This window comes from Anaerobacillus sp. ABA4_114, assembly GCF_056159065.1.
In genome coordinates, this window is sequence record NZ_JBSWUM010000001.1 from 1,044,642 (window position 1) to 1,059,204 (window position 14,563).

Here is a 14,563-nt window from a genome sequence, read left to right on the forward strand (position 1 = left end):
TTTAGAGCTTTACTTAGAATCAATACAAAATTTTGGAACCACTCCCAATCTCAAACGTAAGTATTGTAAAAGGTCAAGTATTGGGAGGCATATGTATGAGTCAGCTTTATATTAAACAGAAGGTATTCAGTCTTGGAGGGGAATTTACAGTAAAAGATCAACAGGAGAGGGATGTTTATTACGTGGAGGGAAGTTTTATGCAAGTTCCAAAAACTTTCTCCATTATGAATACTGAAAGGGATGAAGTAGCACTCATTACAAAAGAAGTGTTCAGCTTTCTACCAAAGTTCTTAGTAGAGGTGTATGGGCAAGAGGTAGTAACAATTAAAAAGGAATTGTCCTTTTTAAAGTCACGATATTCGATTGACTCGGGAGGTATTGACGTCCAAGGTGATTGGTGGAATATGGACTTTCACGTTTTACGACATGGTGAAATCATAGGAGAAGTGAGCAAAGAATGGTTCACTTGGGGTGATAGCTACAAGGTTAAAGTAATAGATGGAGAGATGGAAACCATTATGATTGCACTCGTTGTAGCGATCGATTGTGTGAAGGCAGATCAAGCAGCTGCTTCAGGAGCATCGATTTAAAAAGCATAAGATTATTACATACTACGAAAAACGTCAACTGAACAGTGGTGCAAATACACTGAAACACTCGATTTCCAAACTTATTCTTCGACTATAGGAAGAGTATATGGACTTTCATATTAAAATGATGATGTAGTAGATTCAGAAGATAGTGAAGCGGATCATCTATTCATCATAAAACATGATGAAGTTGCCTCTGTCATCAGAGATATCGTTCGTTCACATCTCTTCAATATAGGTAAGAAGGGCGCATGTATGAGCATGCGTCTTTTGGTACTTAGTTTCCTTCAGTCTATAAAAGTTTAGTTACAAAACTATTAACTGAAAGAAGGGAAAGTCTATAGATGTATTGAATACTTTTTTAGGTAATACCTTTTCATTTACTGCGCGTGAATGTTTTGTTACTTAAATAAAATACGAGAGAGGAGCCTTTATGATGAATGAGAGTATCCTGTCACGTAACAATGTGAATATTTATGGACAAGGAAAGATTCCCATGCTCTTTGCCCCAGGGTTTGGTTGTGACCAGAATGTGTGGAAGCAAGTAGCGGAATCTTTTGAAAAAGAGTATAAAGTTATACTTTTTGATTACGTTGGATCAGGAAATTCTGATATAGGTGCCTATGATGAGACGAGGTATAGCACTTTGGAAGGCTACGCTCAAGATGTCCTCGATGTTTGTGCTGCACTAGATTTAAGGGATGCGATCTTTGTTGGGCATTCGGTAGGGGGGACGATCGGTATGCTTGCTTCATTAAAACATCCTGAGTATTTTTCCGAACTTATTATGGTAGGGCCATCACCTTGTTATTTAAATGATCCACCTTACTATGGTGGGTTTGAGATGGAAGAGCTGCTAGGTTTAATAGAATTGATGGAAAAAAATTATATAGGATGGGCCAATGCTTTTGCGGTGACTGCTATGAGTAACACCGATCGCCCTGAACTTGCTCGAGATCTCGAATCTCGCTTTTGTTCGACAGACCCAATCATCGCTCTGCAATTTGCCCAAGCTACCTTTTTTACTGATAATCGAAAAGATTTACCGAATGTAAAGGTTCCTTCTCTTATTCTCCAATGTTCAGAAGACATTATTGCCCCAGTGCAAGTTGGAGAATATCTGCACGGACAACTTTCTGCAAGTACTTATAAGCTCATGAAGGCAACTGGCCATTGTCCACATATGAGTTATCCTGAAGAAACCACTCACTACATTCGTGAATACCTGATGGAGAAGTCTGGAAAGATTTCTGAACTCAATCAAATTGGTGAACTACCCTGATGGAAGATCGCTTTAATTATGCACCATGTGGATTTCTTACACTCTCAAATGAAGGAACAATATTAGCTATAAATCAAACCTTACTTCAGCTTCTTGGGTATAAGAGAGAAAAGTTGAAGGGTGAGAATGTGAATTGCATCTTAACAATCCCTGCCCGAGTTTTTTATCAATTTTATTTTGTTCCTATTATTAAAGCGGGCAAACCTGTTGAAGAAATGTACATTTCTCTTAAATCTTTAGATGGTGGAGAGGTTCCCGTTCTCATCAATGCAGTGATAAGAAAAGAAACGAACGAAATTGACTGTGTACTTGTGCCAATGCACAAAAGAGACGAATATGAAAATGAGTTGTTGATTGCACGAAAAAAAGCAGAGACGGCTTTGGTAGAAAAACGAAAGACGAATGAAAAGCTAGAAATTACTCTGAGGGAGCTAGAAAGAAAGCAAGATGAGTTGATTCATCTTAACGATGAAAATCAGACGTTCAAAACAGAAACGAAGAAAGAGTTGCACCTTGCGAAAATAATCCAGGAGGCTTCGCTAACTAGTCCTATTGAGAATGATTTTATACAGATTGAATCTTATTATGAAGCTTCTAGTGACCTGTCAGGTGATATGTATGGATTCTATCAAATTAATCCTCATCAATATGGAGTAATTATACTCGATGTAATGGGCCACGGGATTTCTTCCTCACTCATTACGATGTCTCTTCAATCTGTCTTTCAAAGGTTGATTTCGAAAGGAGTTCCTCCTGATTTATTAATGAAAGAATTAGATACTCATCTGCATGGGCTATTTCACAATAACGAGGAAACATGGCATTATTGTACAGCGATTTATCTGTTGATCGATACCTTTAATCAAACGGTCAACTATATAAATGCAGGACATCCTCCTGCAGTCTGGCAGCATAATACAGTTGAACAATATGAACTCTCATCTACATGTCCCCCGATTGGAACGTTTCCAAACATGAACTTTGATTATGAGACTTTCAATTATGAGAAAGGGGATCGAATTCTTCTCTATACGGATGGCGTGATCGATCCTTATGATTCACACTATCTTACCACTATATTGAAAAGGTATCCTACTGTTCCTTTAATTATATTGAAAGAGAAATTCTTACAGTTAATACAAGAAAAATCGATAAATGAACAACACGATGATAAATGTTTTCTTTTGATCGACTTGAAGGACGGAGTAACGAATGAAGCTGGTCACAAAAGTAGATAAAAAATTCCCCTCCAAAAAGGAGAGGAACTGTTGTTAGGCTTTGACTAAATCCATTTCGATCTCATGGTCTTTAATATAGGCAATAGGCAGAAGCGTGCTTTCAAAGTCAAATAACTTTAATTCTTCACCTTTAGCCAAACGGTTAGGGTAATCTGGATTTGCAAGTGCGCTAGTACCTAGACTCACAAAGTCCGCGTCTTTCTCTGCGATCAGTTTGCTCGCCTTTTCTGGATCACCAAGCTGGCCATTTGCGATGATCGGAAGGTCAGAGAAAGCTTTCGCTGCAGCAGTTAAGGTTTTCGTTCCTTCACCGAAAGCTGGTTGAACAGCATTACCATCAGTAACGTGGATGTAGTCAAGATCAGTCTCGTTTAGGGTAGAGAAGATCAGTTGAGCTGAGCTTTCTCCATCTGGCCATTTATAAGCAGGATCCGCAACTTTTATTTGAGAAATACGAATACCTACAGTGAAATCTTCACTTACAGCTTCTTTCACATCTTTGATTACTTCTGTTATTAGTTTCAAACGGTTTTCTAATGAACCGCCATATTCATCCGTGCGGTGGTTTGTATAATCAGTTAAAAACTGATCAAGAAGATAGCCGTTCGCCCCGTGAATTTCTACTCCATCAAATCCAGCTTCCTCAGCATAGCGAGCAGATTGAACGAAAGATTCACGAATCTGCACAATATCTTCTTTCGTAAGCGATTTTGGTTTTTCAAAGGGACCTGAACCACCGTAAAAACCAAGTTGCTCTCCTTTAGGAGCGATGTCTGAAGGAGCTACAGTAGTATTTGTGTAAACATTCCCCTGGCTTTGTCCACCAGCGTGCATAAGCTGGGCAATGATCGCTGTATCATGGTTATGCACTGTATCCACAATCTCTTTCCAAGCGTTCACATGGTTGTCGTTCGTGAGACCAGGCTGGTTTAAATACCCTTGACTGTAGAGCTGGTCTGTATAAATTCCTTCTGTAATGATTGCACCAAATCCACCTTTAGCATATCGTTCATAGTAATCACGCATTTTATTCGTTGCGCTACCATCATCAGTTGCAGTAATTCTTGTCATTGGAGCGACAATGAATCTGTTCGATAGATGAAGTTTCCCAAGGTTTTGTTCAGTATATAGATTTTCGTAATTCATTTCTTTCATCCTTTCGAATTAAAGATATCTTAATTCATTATAAATGGAGTTCGTTATTTTCTCGAAACATATGCTCACATCAGTAGGCTGTTCATCTCTTCTAAGTTCATACACAAAAAAAGATAACCCCTTGTTAAGGAGTTATCTTTGCTTAAAGGTTTATCGAATTTGACCTGTTCCTGTCATGCAATACTTAATCGTTGTAAGTGCTGGTAGACCCATTGGTCCTCTTGCATGAAGTTTTTGTGTTGAAATTCCGATCTCTGCACCGAAACCAAGAGCTGATCCATCTGTAAAACGAGTAGATGCATTGTGATAGACTGCAGCTGCATCAACAAGGTTACGGAAAAGGGAAGCTGATTCTTTATCTTCTGTGATGATGGCTTCTGAGTGTTTAGTTCCGTAAGTTTCAATATGATCGATCGCTTCTTGCGTACTATCTACTGATTTAATTGCGATTTCAAGTCCAAGGTACTCATTGCTCCAATCGTCTTCATCAGCAAGTACTGCATCTTCAAACGTATTCACGATGTGCTCGTCCCCGTGAATCTTAACATTGTTATCTTTAAGAGCTTTCGCAAGAAGATCTTTGTTTTCATTTAACCATTCTTTGTGCACGATAAGCGTTTCAGCAGCGTTACACACAGCTGGGCGGTCTGTTTTTGCATTGATCAAGATGTTGATCGCTTTTTCAGCGTCAGCGTGCTTATCGAAATAGATGTGGCAGTTACCAACACCTGTTTCAAGCACAGGTACAGTAGCATTGTTTACTACCGTATTGATCAACGCACCACCGCCACGTGGGATCAATACATCGATATGCTCTTTCATCGTAAATAGTTCGCTAGTCGCTTTACGATCTGTTGTAGCGATTAGTTGTACTGCTTCAACAGGGATCTTCGTTTTAGGCAGCGCATCATGAATAACTTTTACGATACCTTTGTTTGAGTTCAGCGCGTTAGAGCCGCCTTTTAGAACAATCGCATTTCCTGACTTAAGAGCAAGTCCAGTTGCATCGACCGTTACGTTTGGGCGAGCTTCATAAATCATGCCGATTACACCAAGAGGTACGCGAACTTGTTCGACTTGCATACCGTTATCTAAATTCCAGTCAGAAAGTACTTCACCAACAGGATCCTCAAGCTGTGCTACTTCACGAAGTCCGTTCGCAAAATCTTTCACACGGTCTTCCGTTAAGCGTAAGCGATCCATAAATGCATCTGTAAATTCTTTTTCTTTCCCTCGTTCAAGGTCTTTATTATTCTCTTGTAGGATATAATCCGTATTTTGTTCAAGCACGTCCGCAATAATGTTGAGCGCTTCGTTTTTCTCTTCCGTCGTAAGCAGCGAAAGCTTTTTAGAAGCTTTCTGTGCTAGCTTCGCCTGTTCTTTTACATTTACTTCTACCGTTGTATTTAGAGTAGTCATCAAACGCCTCCTGTGAAATTAATGTTCTCGTGTTGGTTGTTCAAGTTATCTTTTATGAGCCTAGTGGAATTGCAAGCTGATCTTGTGATACAAAATCATTGATATGAACAGCTTCTTTTACAGATACATCGATCAATTCTGAAATCTCATCAGATGTGAGACCCTTAATCATCTTAAGGTGTTTAGAAGAGTAGTTTGTCACACCAAGACCGATTTCTTCGCCATCCATGTCCGTTACCTTAACGACTGCACCAGGCTTAAAGTGACCGTGTACATAATGAACGCCAATAGGCTGTAGGCTTCGTTCTTGATCTGAAATTTCATCTCTTGCTTTGTCTGTAACGATTACTTCACCTTCAGGGCCTGAGTTAAATGCGATCCATTGCTTCTTATTGTCAAGCTCTGCGTCGCCCTCTGGTTCGAAATAAGTTCCTCTTGCTGTTTCTTGAACAGCGTTATAAATAATGCCTTTCGTTGAAGCATTACCAAGGAATGAATTTGTTCCTGAAGCCATAGCAATTTTCACAGCATCGATCTTAGATCTCATTCCACCTGTTCCAACAGAGCTCGATGGCTCTCCAGCAGATTCTTCGATTTCAGGTGTGATTTCTGTAACATGCTCAAGAAGTTCAGCGTCTGGGTTCTTTCTTGGGTCGTCACTGAACAGTCCATCTATATCTGAAAGGATAATAAGTTGATCTGCATCGACTAAAGCACCAACTTTAGCTGATAGCGTATCGTTATCACCAAACTTCAATCGTTCAACTGTTACTGTGTCATTTTCATTTACGATCGGTACAATACCGCGTTCTAACAATACATTGATGGTATTGCGTGCGTTGTTATATCTTTTTCGATCGGAAAAGTCACTTCTCGTAATCAAGATCTGTGAAGCTGTATAGCCATGGGAGATGAAACGCTCTGAGTAAGCTTCCATTAATAGTCCCTGGCCAATCGACGCGGCCGCCTGTTTTTCAGAAAGAGATGTAGGACGCTCAAGGCAACCGAGTCTGCGATAGCCAGCAGCTACTGCACCTGAAGATACGAGAAGTACTTCGTGTCCTTCATCTTTTAACATTACGATGTCATCAACTAATCGTTCTAGTTTTCTGCGGCTGATGTCTCCGAGTCTGCTCGTTAATGAGCTGCTTCCAATTTTTATTACGATTCGCTTTTTTCCATCGTCTAGATTCATCATTTCACTCCTATTAACTTGCCGTTAAATGTGTTTTTTTCTTCTGTGACTGGACAATTTGCTGTGATCAATTCGACTATTCGAGTATAACAAACCGTCATTTCCTTACAATACCAGCTTCCCAAATAGTGCGGATAAATGGAGAATAACTAAGAAAATGGACGATAGACGTTCTAATCTCCTCTTATATTCTCTTAGAAGATGAGACGCTGTCACAACCTTATATATAACTACTATCCGCGACGACTAATTACCAAATAACCCCAAATTATGCGGAAAGGTGTATATAAGCATCCCTCCAATTTTGCTTAATGTAAGGGCTTACATTTACTCAGGTGTATAAATTCCCGGAATTATACATTTATAAACCTTTGGTTCATTTGTACCCTTCAAACTCTGGTATACTGCTTATAACAAGTCTAGAAAAGGGGGCTGAGGAAATGAATGTATGGGAAATAATCTTTTTCATTTTGACCGCTTTTTGGATTGGGGAATTCGTATTAAAGCGTGGAAAGGACCAAAACAAACCGACGAATATTGAGAAGAAATCGTTCCGACTAATCCTCATCATGACGTTATCAACGATTCTTTTGACGGTTATTTTTAGTGGTTTAAACTTATTTAATTTTGAAGAGTCCGCTTGGTCAAAAAGTATTGGAATAGTAATTTACGGAGGAGGTATATTACTACGGTACTGGGGAATTAGAGAGCTTGGACAGTTTTTTTCTAGAGATGTAATCGTTGAAGAGGAGCTTGAGTTAGTCAGCTCAGGTCCTTATCGTAAACTAAGACATCCGCTTTATACTGGATTATTATTGATTACGATTGGTTTTCCCATCTATATGGGAGTGTGGATCGGTGTGTTCGTAGCGTTGTTGTTACTCATACCGTCATTGTTGTACCGGATAAAAATTGAAGAAGAGCTATTATCAAAGTCGATTGGAATAGGGTATGAGGAGTGGGGGAGAACACGTAATCGTCTGATCCCTTATATATATTAACGGTTTATTCATACCAATAACCGTAGAAAGAGGTACCTGATGAATGACTCTAAAACAATGATTAAATTACGTAACAGCTTTTGGTTTTTACCCGTTATTTACGGAATTCTTTCTGTAGTCGTAGTTGGTATAAGTACTTGGATCGATATCGCTTATATGTCACAGCTTGATGGTACATATTCGAAGCTATTCTTAGCTTCTGAGAAAATAGCACAGTCCCTGTATGGACCTCTCATTACTGCGATCTTAACGATGACTACCATTTCTTTTTCTTCTATTATGGTTGTGTTAACGACTTATTCTTCACAGTTTTCACCTAGAACACTGCAGGATTTTATATCTGATCGTTTCACTCAACATGTACTAGGTATTTTCGTGGCTGGCTTTGTTTTTGCTTTGTTCAACATGCTGTTCTTGACAGGGAAAGACGAAAGGCTCTTGTTATCCCCAGTTCTAACGGTAGTGATCGCTGTTGTTTGCTTATTGTTCTTTGTTTTATTTATTCATCACTCTTCTTCTTTTGTACAAGTTAGCAACTTGATCGAGAAAATCACAAGAGAAACGTTGGCATTGCTCGATACGAAAGAAGAATTGATTGCAGGAGAGAAGTTCGAGGATTGGGATGGTTGGGAGAAGCTTGAACTTAGAGAAGGTGATGGCATTCCGATCTATAGTGAGAAAATGGGGTACATCCAACAGATTCAATATGAAAATCTTGTTGAACAGTCAAAACAAGATGACCTCATCATTAGGTTGAATGCCGTAGTAGGTCAATATGTGAGACGAGGCTCTTTACTTGGGACGGTATGGGTGAATGGTAATGATACTTTTAAAAAGAATACTGTATTAAATGTAATAAAAATCGGTTCAGAGCGGATCAACACTCAAGATCTTGAGTTTTCAATTCAAAAACTTGTTGAAATCTCATTACGAGCAATTTCTCCTTCTGTTAATGATCCTCATACTGCAATCAACTGTACTAATCGTCTTGGATCGATCTTACATCGTATAGGTGAAGTATATCGACCGAAAGAAGTCTTTTTTGATTCAAATAGAAATTTGCGGGTTATGACCTCTCCAAAATCTTTTTTTCACTATCTCTATAAGTCCTTTTATTTAATAAGACATTATGGCAAAGGTGATGTTTCGGTTATAAACGGTGTTCTCGAAGCGTTGATCTTAACAGCTGAAGGACAAAGAGAAGAAATCAAAAGTGATATACGTAAATTTCATGCTTATATTATGGAAGGAATCGATTTCGAACAATATCCTGAGCTAGATAAAGAATTGATAACAACTACCTCAGACTATTTAACAGAGATTTGTAAGAAGTGATAGAGAAGAGCGCTAGAAAGGATGAAAATATGGGGAAAGAACTAGCACCCGTTTCGGGAAGCGAGAGGATCCATTCAATAGATGCGATGAGGGGATTTGCACTGTTGGGCATTTTTTTAGTGAATATGATTGATTTTCACTCTCCCTATATCTATATCGACAACCTTAATTATTGGGGAAATCAGCTTAATCAATGGTCTATGATCTTTGTTGATTTCTTCGCTCAAGCAAGCTTTTACCCACTTTTTTCATTTTTGTTCGGGTACGGCTTCATTCTATTCCGAAGTCGTGTACTGGAGAGAAGTGCTGCATTTTATCCATTGATGCTAAGACGCCTCCTGTTCTTAATGTTGTTAGGAGTCATTCATTTCACTCTTATTTGGCATGGTGATATTTTATTTACATACAGTTTATGCGGTTTAGTCCTTCTTTTATTTATCCGATTGAGAGGGACGAGACTACTCCAAATCGGAATTGTTCTTTGGCTTATCTATGCCATTTTCTTGTTTTTATTGATGTTACCACTAAGTGCTGTTGAATTTTCGAGTCATCAGCCAATTGCGATCCAGCAATCGATCGAAGTATATGGATCTGGTAGTTTAGTAGAAATCATGCAACAAAGAATCGAGGACTGGGCTTATGTGAACGGGGGCTGGAACGCACTCTTTCTATTATTTGTGATTTTGCCTTTCTTCTTATTCGGCGCAGGGTTTGCGAAAAAGGGATGGCTGAACAGTGATGTTGCTAACTCTCCACTTATAAAAAAACTACTCATGGTGGGTTCTGTTGGGTTTGTTATAAAGTTTCTTCCATATGTAACGAGTTCATATGCGTTTTTACACCTTCAAGATTCGCTCGGAGGCCCTCTTGTATCACTATTTTATGTAGCCCTTTTTGTTTTGCTCTACCAGAGAGGTAAGAAGATGATCGTTTTCGAATGGGTAGGAAAACTTGCACTAAGTAATTATTTGTTCCAGTCCATCGTTTGCACACTGATCTTTTATAATTATGGATTGGGTTTTTATGGGGAAGTTGGAGTAAGTACCGGTATTCTCCTATTGGTAGTCATCTATATCGTTCAAATCGTACTGAGCAAAATATGGCTGAATTCATTCAAGTATGGTCCGCTAGAATGGGTCTGGAGACTAGTAACCTATCAAAAAAGATTTTCGATAAAAAGAGATGAGGGGTAGCGATGAAGGTCATTGAAAAAGCGGTTGAATATGCTGCGTATGCACATGATAAACAGTATAGAAAAAAATCAAACCTTCCTTATGTTTCACATCCTATTACAGTTGGCTTTTACTTACTTAAACATGGAGTAAGGGAGGAAGTTGTCGCTGCTTCTATTCTTCATGATGTGTTAGAAGATACGGCGACGACTTATTCAGAACTCGAAGAAGCATTCGGTGTTGAAATTGCAAGGTTAGTTGAAGGATGTTCTGAACCAGAGAAAAGCATGGTGTGGGAAGAACGTAAAAAGCATACGATCGATTATTTAGAAGGTGCTTCTTTTGAGATTAAGCAAATTGCTTGTGCTGATAAACTACACAATTTGCGAACCATCCTCATCGAGTTACAAAACGATGGGGACCTCGTTTGGGAGAAGTTTAGCAGGGGCAGAGAGAAGCAGGGTTGGTATTATAGATCTGTCCTAGCGAGCTTGCTAGCAAACCTAACTGACGAACAACGAGAATGGGAGTTGTTTAAGGAATTAGAAGAAACCATCGATAAGGTCTTTATGAAAGAATCATAAATTATGTGATTAGCTTTCTTATTCAAGGGTAATGGTAACCATACCCAAATTCAGTTGGTAGGAGGCTCTATATGGAAATTATTCTCTATTTGGCAGTTGCAGTCATAGCGCTAGCTTTTGCTATCTTAAGTATTTTTCTGATTAAAGTATTGAAATCTACGAATGCTACCCTTTCTAAAACTGCTGAGACGATTGATTCTGTGCAAGGTCAGATTGATGGGTTAACGAAAGAAACGACTATTCTGCTCCATAAAACGAATGTTTTGACTGACGAAATTCAAGAAAATGCAGCAAAGTTCAGTCCAGCGTTCGATGCTGTGAAGGATACTGGTGAATCTTTGAAGAAACTCAACAACTCTTTTGCAAAAATCAGTCATTCTTTTGAAAAAGGTGTAGAATCAAAGCAGGGAAACACGGTTAAAGTAGCGAATTGGGGTAGTACTATCTTAGGATTATGGGAACAGTATCGTCTTAAGAAGTCGTACACTCAATCTGTTAAGGAGGATGGTTAATCATGAAGAAAACGGATTCTGAACACAAAGTCGATGTGAAACACGAACCTGCCCCACAAGGTCAAGACTCTGGTGAAAGAGAAGTGATTCGAATCAATAAGTCTCCTAAAAAACAGGATATTCAGAAGAAAGGGCCAGCAATTGCTGCTCTTGCTGGAACAGTTGTCGGCGCTGCTGCGGGTGTACTTTTAGCTCCTAAGTCAGGGAAGGAACTTCGTACTGATATTAGTGAAGGGGTTACCAAGGCAAAAGACAAAAGCGTTGAGGTAACTGGGAATGTGAAAGAAAAGTCGACTACATTCGCTCAGTCTGTTAAAACAAAATCCAATGATCTTGTCGATAAAGTGAAAAGTCGAAAGAAGAATAGTGAGGCTGCTAAGAAAGAAGAAGCCATTGTCCCTAACGGATACACGAAGAGAAAAGCTTCCGAACTCGATGAAACAGAAGTCCCAGTCTCAGCAATGGTAGATCACGATGTCGAAAAGATGATCGTCGAAACGTCAGGTGCTGAAACGATGGATGATGTGATTCAACAAGATGTTGAACGAACGCTCGAGAGAGATCCTGATTCTCCAGAAACTTTGGATGAAGCAGCAAAGCTTGAACTCGAACGAACATATCGTAAATAAATGATTGATATAAACAATCACACCTGGTTCGCAGGTGTGATTTTTATTTTTTCTATTTGATTAAGATGTCTAACTCAATCGTTATGGTAACGTATAAGAATGAAGAAGTTTTTCAGGAAGAAAGGCGAATTATACATAGATTGGATGGATACGATGAATTTAACGATCAAGAAGATGGACATTGAAGGAGCTAAACGAACACTAAGTTGGGTATACGAACCGCCTTATGATTTTTATAATAACGAAGTAAATGAAGAAGAAATAAACGAACGACTAGATGGTTCCTATCGATTACTAGTTGATGAAAATAACAAAGTAGTAGGTTTCTTATGTTCAGGTGAAACAGCTCAAATTCCGGTTGGGCATACCTATGGTGTATATCCTGATAATTTTATAGATATCGGTTTTGGAATGGATCCTAATTATACTGGACAAGGGAATGGATATGAGTTTTGTACAATCATCATGAACTATATAAAAGAACAGTATGTCAGAATGCCGATTAGGTTGTCGGTCGCAACATTTAACAATAGAGCTATTCATTTATACGAGAAATTAGGGTTCAAAAAGAAAGACGCATTCACTACTGACTATGCAGAGTTCATTACGATGATAAAAGAGGATTAACGCGAGCGTTCTTAACGAGGTGAAACTAGATAGTTTTTCACAGCTAAAAAAGCAGGTAGATACCTGCTTTTTATGATGGATGTATAGAATTTACTCGAGTAGCTTTTGACACAACATTACGAGCTTTAATTGCTTCTTCTTGATCTTGTTTTGCTTTGTTTTCAATTTCCTTAATGTGCTGTTTCGAAGGACCAATCATGATCTCATATTACCTCCTATTATATGTTAGTAGGCAATACCCCCTGGTATCGTAAATAAAACTAGAATGACTGATAAAGTAATAAAATGGTAAAAAAGACGGTTATACTTTTATATCATCACACGAATTCTTAATAAGGAACGTCTGAAGGGCGAAAAAGTGCGAGAAATGTAGTCTTATGACTAGTTTCGACGAAGTTATTTCCAGGATTCTAATTTTAGTGCACAATAGTGATAACGAAGGACAAGACGTGAGATTAAATAGCAGAGGTGGCATACGAATGAATAAAATTCTGATTGTTGATGACCAGTATGGAATTCGTATTTTGTTAAGTGAGCTTTTTAGGAAGGAAGGCTTCATAGCGCTGCAGGCACCAAATGGCATTACAGCGATTGAGTTAGTGAAGCAAGAAGATCCTGATCTGATTTTATTAGATTTGAAGATGCCTGGGATGGATGGGTTAGAAGTATTTAAGTCTCTAAAGAAGTTGGACGAAGACGTTCGGGTTATCTTTATGACAGCTTACGGTGAGCTTCAGCTCGTAGAAGAATTCATGAATCTAGGTGCAATCACACACTTTGCTAAACCATTCGATATCGAGGAAGTATGTCGAACAGTTAAAAGGGTCCTTCAAGAAAATCCTAAAAAAATGACGTCATCTAAATAATATGTAAGAAGACCTGCTATTTCAAAGCAGGTCTTTTTTTTGCTTGTGAAGATTTGTCTAGGTATTTTTTCGAAACCTTTACCTTGATGTGCCGTATTAGTTGTTAATGATAAGAAGGGGGAGAATGAGCATGAACGATCATGAAATTGATTTTACGTTATACGGTGATGATATGCAGTTTGTAGAGGTAGAGCTTGACCCCGGTGAAACGGTTATTGCAGAAGCGGGTAGTTTGATGATGATGGAAGATGAAATCGAGATGGAAACGATTTTTGGTGATGGAAGTGGGCAACGTGGAATGATGGGTAAGTTGTTCAGTGCAGGGAAGCGAGTATTGACTGGAGAAAGTCTCTTCATGACAGCCTTCACAAATCAGGGAACCGAGAAGAAACATGCGTCGTTTGCTTCTCCTTATCCAGGAAAAATCATTCCTATGGACTTGAGTGAACTGAATGGAAAGGTGATCTGTCAAAAAGACGCTTTTTTAGCTGCTGCTAAAGGAGTGTCAGTAGGTATAGAATTCCAAAAGAAAATCGGAGCCGGTTTCTTTGGTGGAGAAGGCTTTATCATGCAGAAACTTGAAGGGAATGGGATGGCTTTTGTTCATGCGGGAGGCACTATTCATAAAAAAGAGCTTAAAGCAGGTGAAGTATTGCGTCTGGATACCGGTTGTCTTGTTGCGATGACAGAAGAAGTTGATTACAATATTGAGTTTGTTAAAGGTGTGAAAACAGCTCTGTTTGGAGGAGAAGGATTGTTCTTTGCAACGTTGAAAGGTCCAGGAACAGTTTGGGTGCAATCCCTTCCATTCAGCCGATTAGCAAGCCGTGTTTTCGCTGCTATGCCACAAGCAGGTGGAGCAAAAGGAGAAGGAAGCATGGCAAAAGGCTTGTTCGATATGTTCAATGGTGATTGAGATAAAAGAAAAGCTGGCAATAGGGTGACCCTATTGCCAGCT

16 protein-coding genes are annotated in these 14,563 nt (G+C 39.0%); 12 read left to right on the forward strand and 4 right to left on the reverse strand.

Annotation, left to right across the window (positions count from 1 at the left end; all coding sequences use genetic code 11):
- Positions 1-95: 95 nt before the first annotated feature.
- The 3 genes from ACXAEY_RS05100 (at position 96) to ACXAEY_RS05110 (ending at position 3,110) form a co-directional block, all read left to right on the forward strand.
- The gene (locus ACXAEY_RS05100; protein WP_474810768.1) at positions 96-590 is read left to right on the forward strand and encodes an LURP-one-related/scramblase family protein; all 495 of its coding nucleotides are present in this window, start codon (positions 96-98) and stop codon (positions 588-590) included.
- Positions 591-1,026: 436 nt separating this feature from the next.
- Positions 1,027-1,872 (forward strand): alpha/beta fold hydrolase, encoded by an 846-nt coding sequence (locus ACXAEY_RS05105; RefSeq protein WP_474810769.1) that lies wholly within the window; start codon positions 1,027-1,029, stop codon positions 1,870-1,872.
- A complete protein-coding gene (locus tag ACXAEY_RS05110) occupies positions 1,872-3,110 on the forward strand; it encodes a PP2C family protein-serine/threonine phosphatase (RefSeq protein ID WP_474810770.1) in 1,239 nt (412 codons plus the stop codon). The genes ACXAEY_RS05105 and ACXAEY_RS05110 overlap by 1 nt, the downstream gene beginning before the upstream one ends.
- Before the next feature lie 33 nt (positions 3,111-3,143).
- Here ACXAEY_RS05110 and ACXAEY_RS05115 read toward each other — a convergent pair whose 3' ends face one another.
- From ACXAEY_RS05115 to proB, 3 genes are all read right to left on the reverse strand, one after another.
- Positions 3,144-4,256 carry an oxidoreductase gene (locus tag ACXAEY_RS05115; RefSeq protein WP_474810771.1) on the reverse strand — a complete coding sequence of 371 codons (1,113 nt, stop codon included), beginning with the start codon at positions 4,254-4,256 and terminating at the stop codon, positions 3,144-3,146.
- Positions 4,257-4,415: 159 nt separating this feature from the next.
- Positions 4,416-5,684: a glutamate-5-semialdehyde dehydrogenase gene (locus tag ACXAEY_RS05120; protein WP_474810772.1), complete on the reverse strand. Its 1,269-nt coding sequence runs from the start codon at positions 5,682-5,684 to the stop codon at positions 4,416-4,418.
- 52 nt (positions 5,685-5,736) lie between these two features.
- The gene (gene proB, locus ACXAEY_RS05125; protein WP_224880073.1) at positions 5,737-6,879 is read right to left on the reverse strand and encodes a glutamate 5-kinase; all 1,143 of its coding nucleotides are present in this window, start codon (positions 6,877-6,879) and stop codon (positions 5,737-5,739) included.
- 440 nt (positions 6,880-7,319) lie between these two features.
- On the opposite strand from proB, the gene ACXAEY_RS05130 reads away from it, so the two are divergent.
- The 7 genes from ACXAEY_RS05130 (at position 7,320) to ACXAEY_RS05160 (ending at position 12,739) form a co-directional block, all read left to right on the forward strand.
- Complete coding sequence (locus ACXAEY_RS05130; RefSeq protein ID WP_474810773.1) at positions 7,320-7,880, forward strand: methyltransferase family protein; 561 nt, start codon at positions 7,320-7,322, stop codon at positions 7,878-7,880.
- Positions 7,881-7,919: 39 nt separating this feature from the next.
- A complete protein-coding gene (locus tag ACXAEY_RS05135) occupies positions 7,920-9,215 on the forward strand; it encodes a DUF2254 domain-containing protein (protein ID WP_474810774.1) in 1,296 nt (431 codons plus the stop codon).
- 29 nt (positions 9,216-9,244) lie between these two features.
- Positions 9,245-10,408 (forward strand): DUF418 domain-containing protein, encoded by a 1,164-nt coding sequence (locus tag ACXAEY_RS05140; protein ID WP_474810775.1) that lies wholly within the window; start codon positions 9,245-9,247, stop codon positions 10,406-10,408.
- A gap of 2 nt (positions 10,409-10,410) precedes the next feature.
- The gene (locus tag ACXAEY_RS05145) at positions 10,411-10,971 is read left to right on the forward strand and encodes an HD domain-containing protein (protein WP_474810776.1); all 561 of its coding nucleotides are present in this window, start codon (positions 10,411-10,413) and stop codon (positions 10,969-10,971) included.
- Positions 10,972-11,042: 71 nt separating this feature from the next.
- Complete coding sequence (locus tag ACXAEY_RS05150) at positions 11,043-11,483, forward strand: DUF948 domain-containing protein (RefSeq protein WP_270179707.1); 441 nt, start codon at positions 11,043-11,045, stop codon at positions 11,481-11,483.
- Between the two features lie 2 nt (positions 11,484-11,485).
- A complete protein-coding gene (locus ACXAEY_RS05155) occupies positions 11,486-12,112 on the forward strand; it encodes a YtxH domain-containing protein (protein WP_270179706.1) in 627 nt (208 codons plus the stop codon).
- A 153-nt stretch (positions 12,113-12,265) separates the two neighbouring features.
- The gene (locus ACXAEY_RS05160; RefSeq protein ID WP_270179705.1) at positions 12,266-12,739 is read left to right on the forward strand and encodes a GNAT family N-acetyltransferase; all 474 of its coding nucleotides are present in this window, start codon (positions 12,266-12,268) and stop codon (positions 12,737-12,739) included.
- A gap of 70 nt (positions 12,740-12,809) precedes the next feature.
- On the opposite strand, the gene ACXAEY_RS05165 is transcribed toward ACXAEY_RS05160, so the two are convergent.
- Positions 12,810-12,938, reverse strand: a complete 129-nt coding sequence (locus ACXAEY_RS05165) for a hypothetical protein (RefSeq protein ID WP_474810777.1) — start codon at positions 12,936-12,938, stop codon at positions 12,810-12,812.
- A gap of 280 nt (positions 12,939-13,218) precedes the next feature.
- Between ACXAEY_RS05165 and ACXAEY_RS05170 the strand changes: the two genes are divergently transcribed.
- Entirely contained in the window at positions 13,219-13,605 is a 387-nt protein-coding gene (locus ACXAEY_RS05170) for a response regulator (protein ID WP_474810778.1), read from the forward strand.
- 130 nt (positions 13,606-13,735) lie between these two features.
- Positions 13,736-14,521 carry a TIGR00266 family protein gene (locus ACXAEY_RS05175; RefSeq protein ID WP_474810779.1) on the forward strand — a complete coding sequence of 262 codons (786 nt, stop codon included), beginning with the start codon at positions 13,736-13,738 and terminating at the stop codon, positions 14,519-14,521.
- The last annotated feature ends 42 nt before the right edge of the window (positions 14,522-14,563 follow it).

What these genes read in the sequence shown, in the direction of transcription:
- ACXAEY_RS05100 (WP_474810768.1), top strand. Translation starts at nt 96, where the DNA reads ATGAGTCAGCTTTATATTAAACAGAAGGTATTCAGTCTTGGAGGGGAA.
- ACXAEY_RS05105 (WP_474810769.1), top strand. Translation starts at nt 1,027, where the DNA reads ATGAATGAGAGTATCCTGTCACGTAACAATGTGAATATTTATGGACAA.
- ACXAEY_RS05110 (WP_474810770.1), top strand. Translation starts at nt 1,872, where the DNA reads ATGGAAGATCGCTTTAATTATGCACCATGTGGATTTCTTACACTCTCA.
- ACXAEY_RS05115 (WP_474810771.1), bottom strand. Translation starts at nt 4,256, where the DNA reads ATGAATTACGAAAATCTATATACTGAACAAAACCTTGGGAAACTTCAT.
- ACXAEY_RS05120 (WP_474810772.1), bottom strand. Translation starts at nt 5,684, where the DNA reads ATGACTACTCTAAATACAACGGTAGAAGTAAATGTAAAAGAACAGGCG.
- proB (WP_224880073.1), bottom strand. Translation starts at nt 6,879, where the DNA reads ATGAATCTAGACGATGGAAAAAAGCGAATCGTAATAAAAATTGGAAGC.
- ACXAEY_RS05130 (WP_474810773.1), top strand. Translation starts at nt 7,320, where the DNA reads ATGAATGTATGGGAAATAATCTTTTTCATTTTGACCGCTTTTTGGATT.
- ACXAEY_RS05135 (WP_474810774.1), top strand. Translation starts at nt 7,920, where the DNA reads ATGAATGACTCTAAAACAATGATTAAATTACGTAACAGCTTTTGGTTT.
- ACXAEY_RS05140 (WP_474810775.1), top strand. Translation starts at nt 9,245, where the DNA reads ATGGGGAAAGAACTAGCACCCGTTTCGGGAAGCGAGAGGATCCATTCA.
- ACXAEY_RS05145 (WP_474810776.1), top strand. Translation starts at nt 10,411, where the DNA reads ATGAAGGTCATTGAAAAAGCGGTTGAATATGCTGCGTATGCACATGAT.
- ACXAEY_RS05150 (WP_270179707.1), top strand. Translation starts at nt 11,043, where the DNA reads ATGGAAATTATTCTCTATTTGGCAGTTGCAGTCATAGCGCTAGCTTTT.
- ACXAEY_RS05155 (WP_270179706.1), top strand. Translation starts at nt 11,486, where the DNA reads ATGAAGAAAACGGATTCTGAACACAAAGTCGATGTGAAACACGAACCT.
- ACXAEY_RS05160 (WP_270179705.1), top strand. Translation starts at nt 12,266, where the DNA reads ATGAATTTAACGATCAAGAAGATGGACATTGAAGGAGCTAAACGAACA.
- ACXAEY_RS05165 (WP_474810777.1), bottom strand. Translation starts at nt 12,938, where the DNA reads ATGATTGGTCCTTCGAAACAGCACATTAAGGAAATTGAAAACAAAGCA.
- ACXAEY_RS05170 (WP_474810778.1), top strand. Translation starts at nt 13,219, where the DNA reads ATGAATAAAATTCTGATTGTTGATGACCAGTATGGAATTCGTATTTTG.
- ACXAEY_RS05175 (WP_474810779.1), top strand. Translation starts at nt 13,736, where the DNA reads ATGAACGATCATGAAATTGATTTTACGTTATACGGTGATGATATGCAG.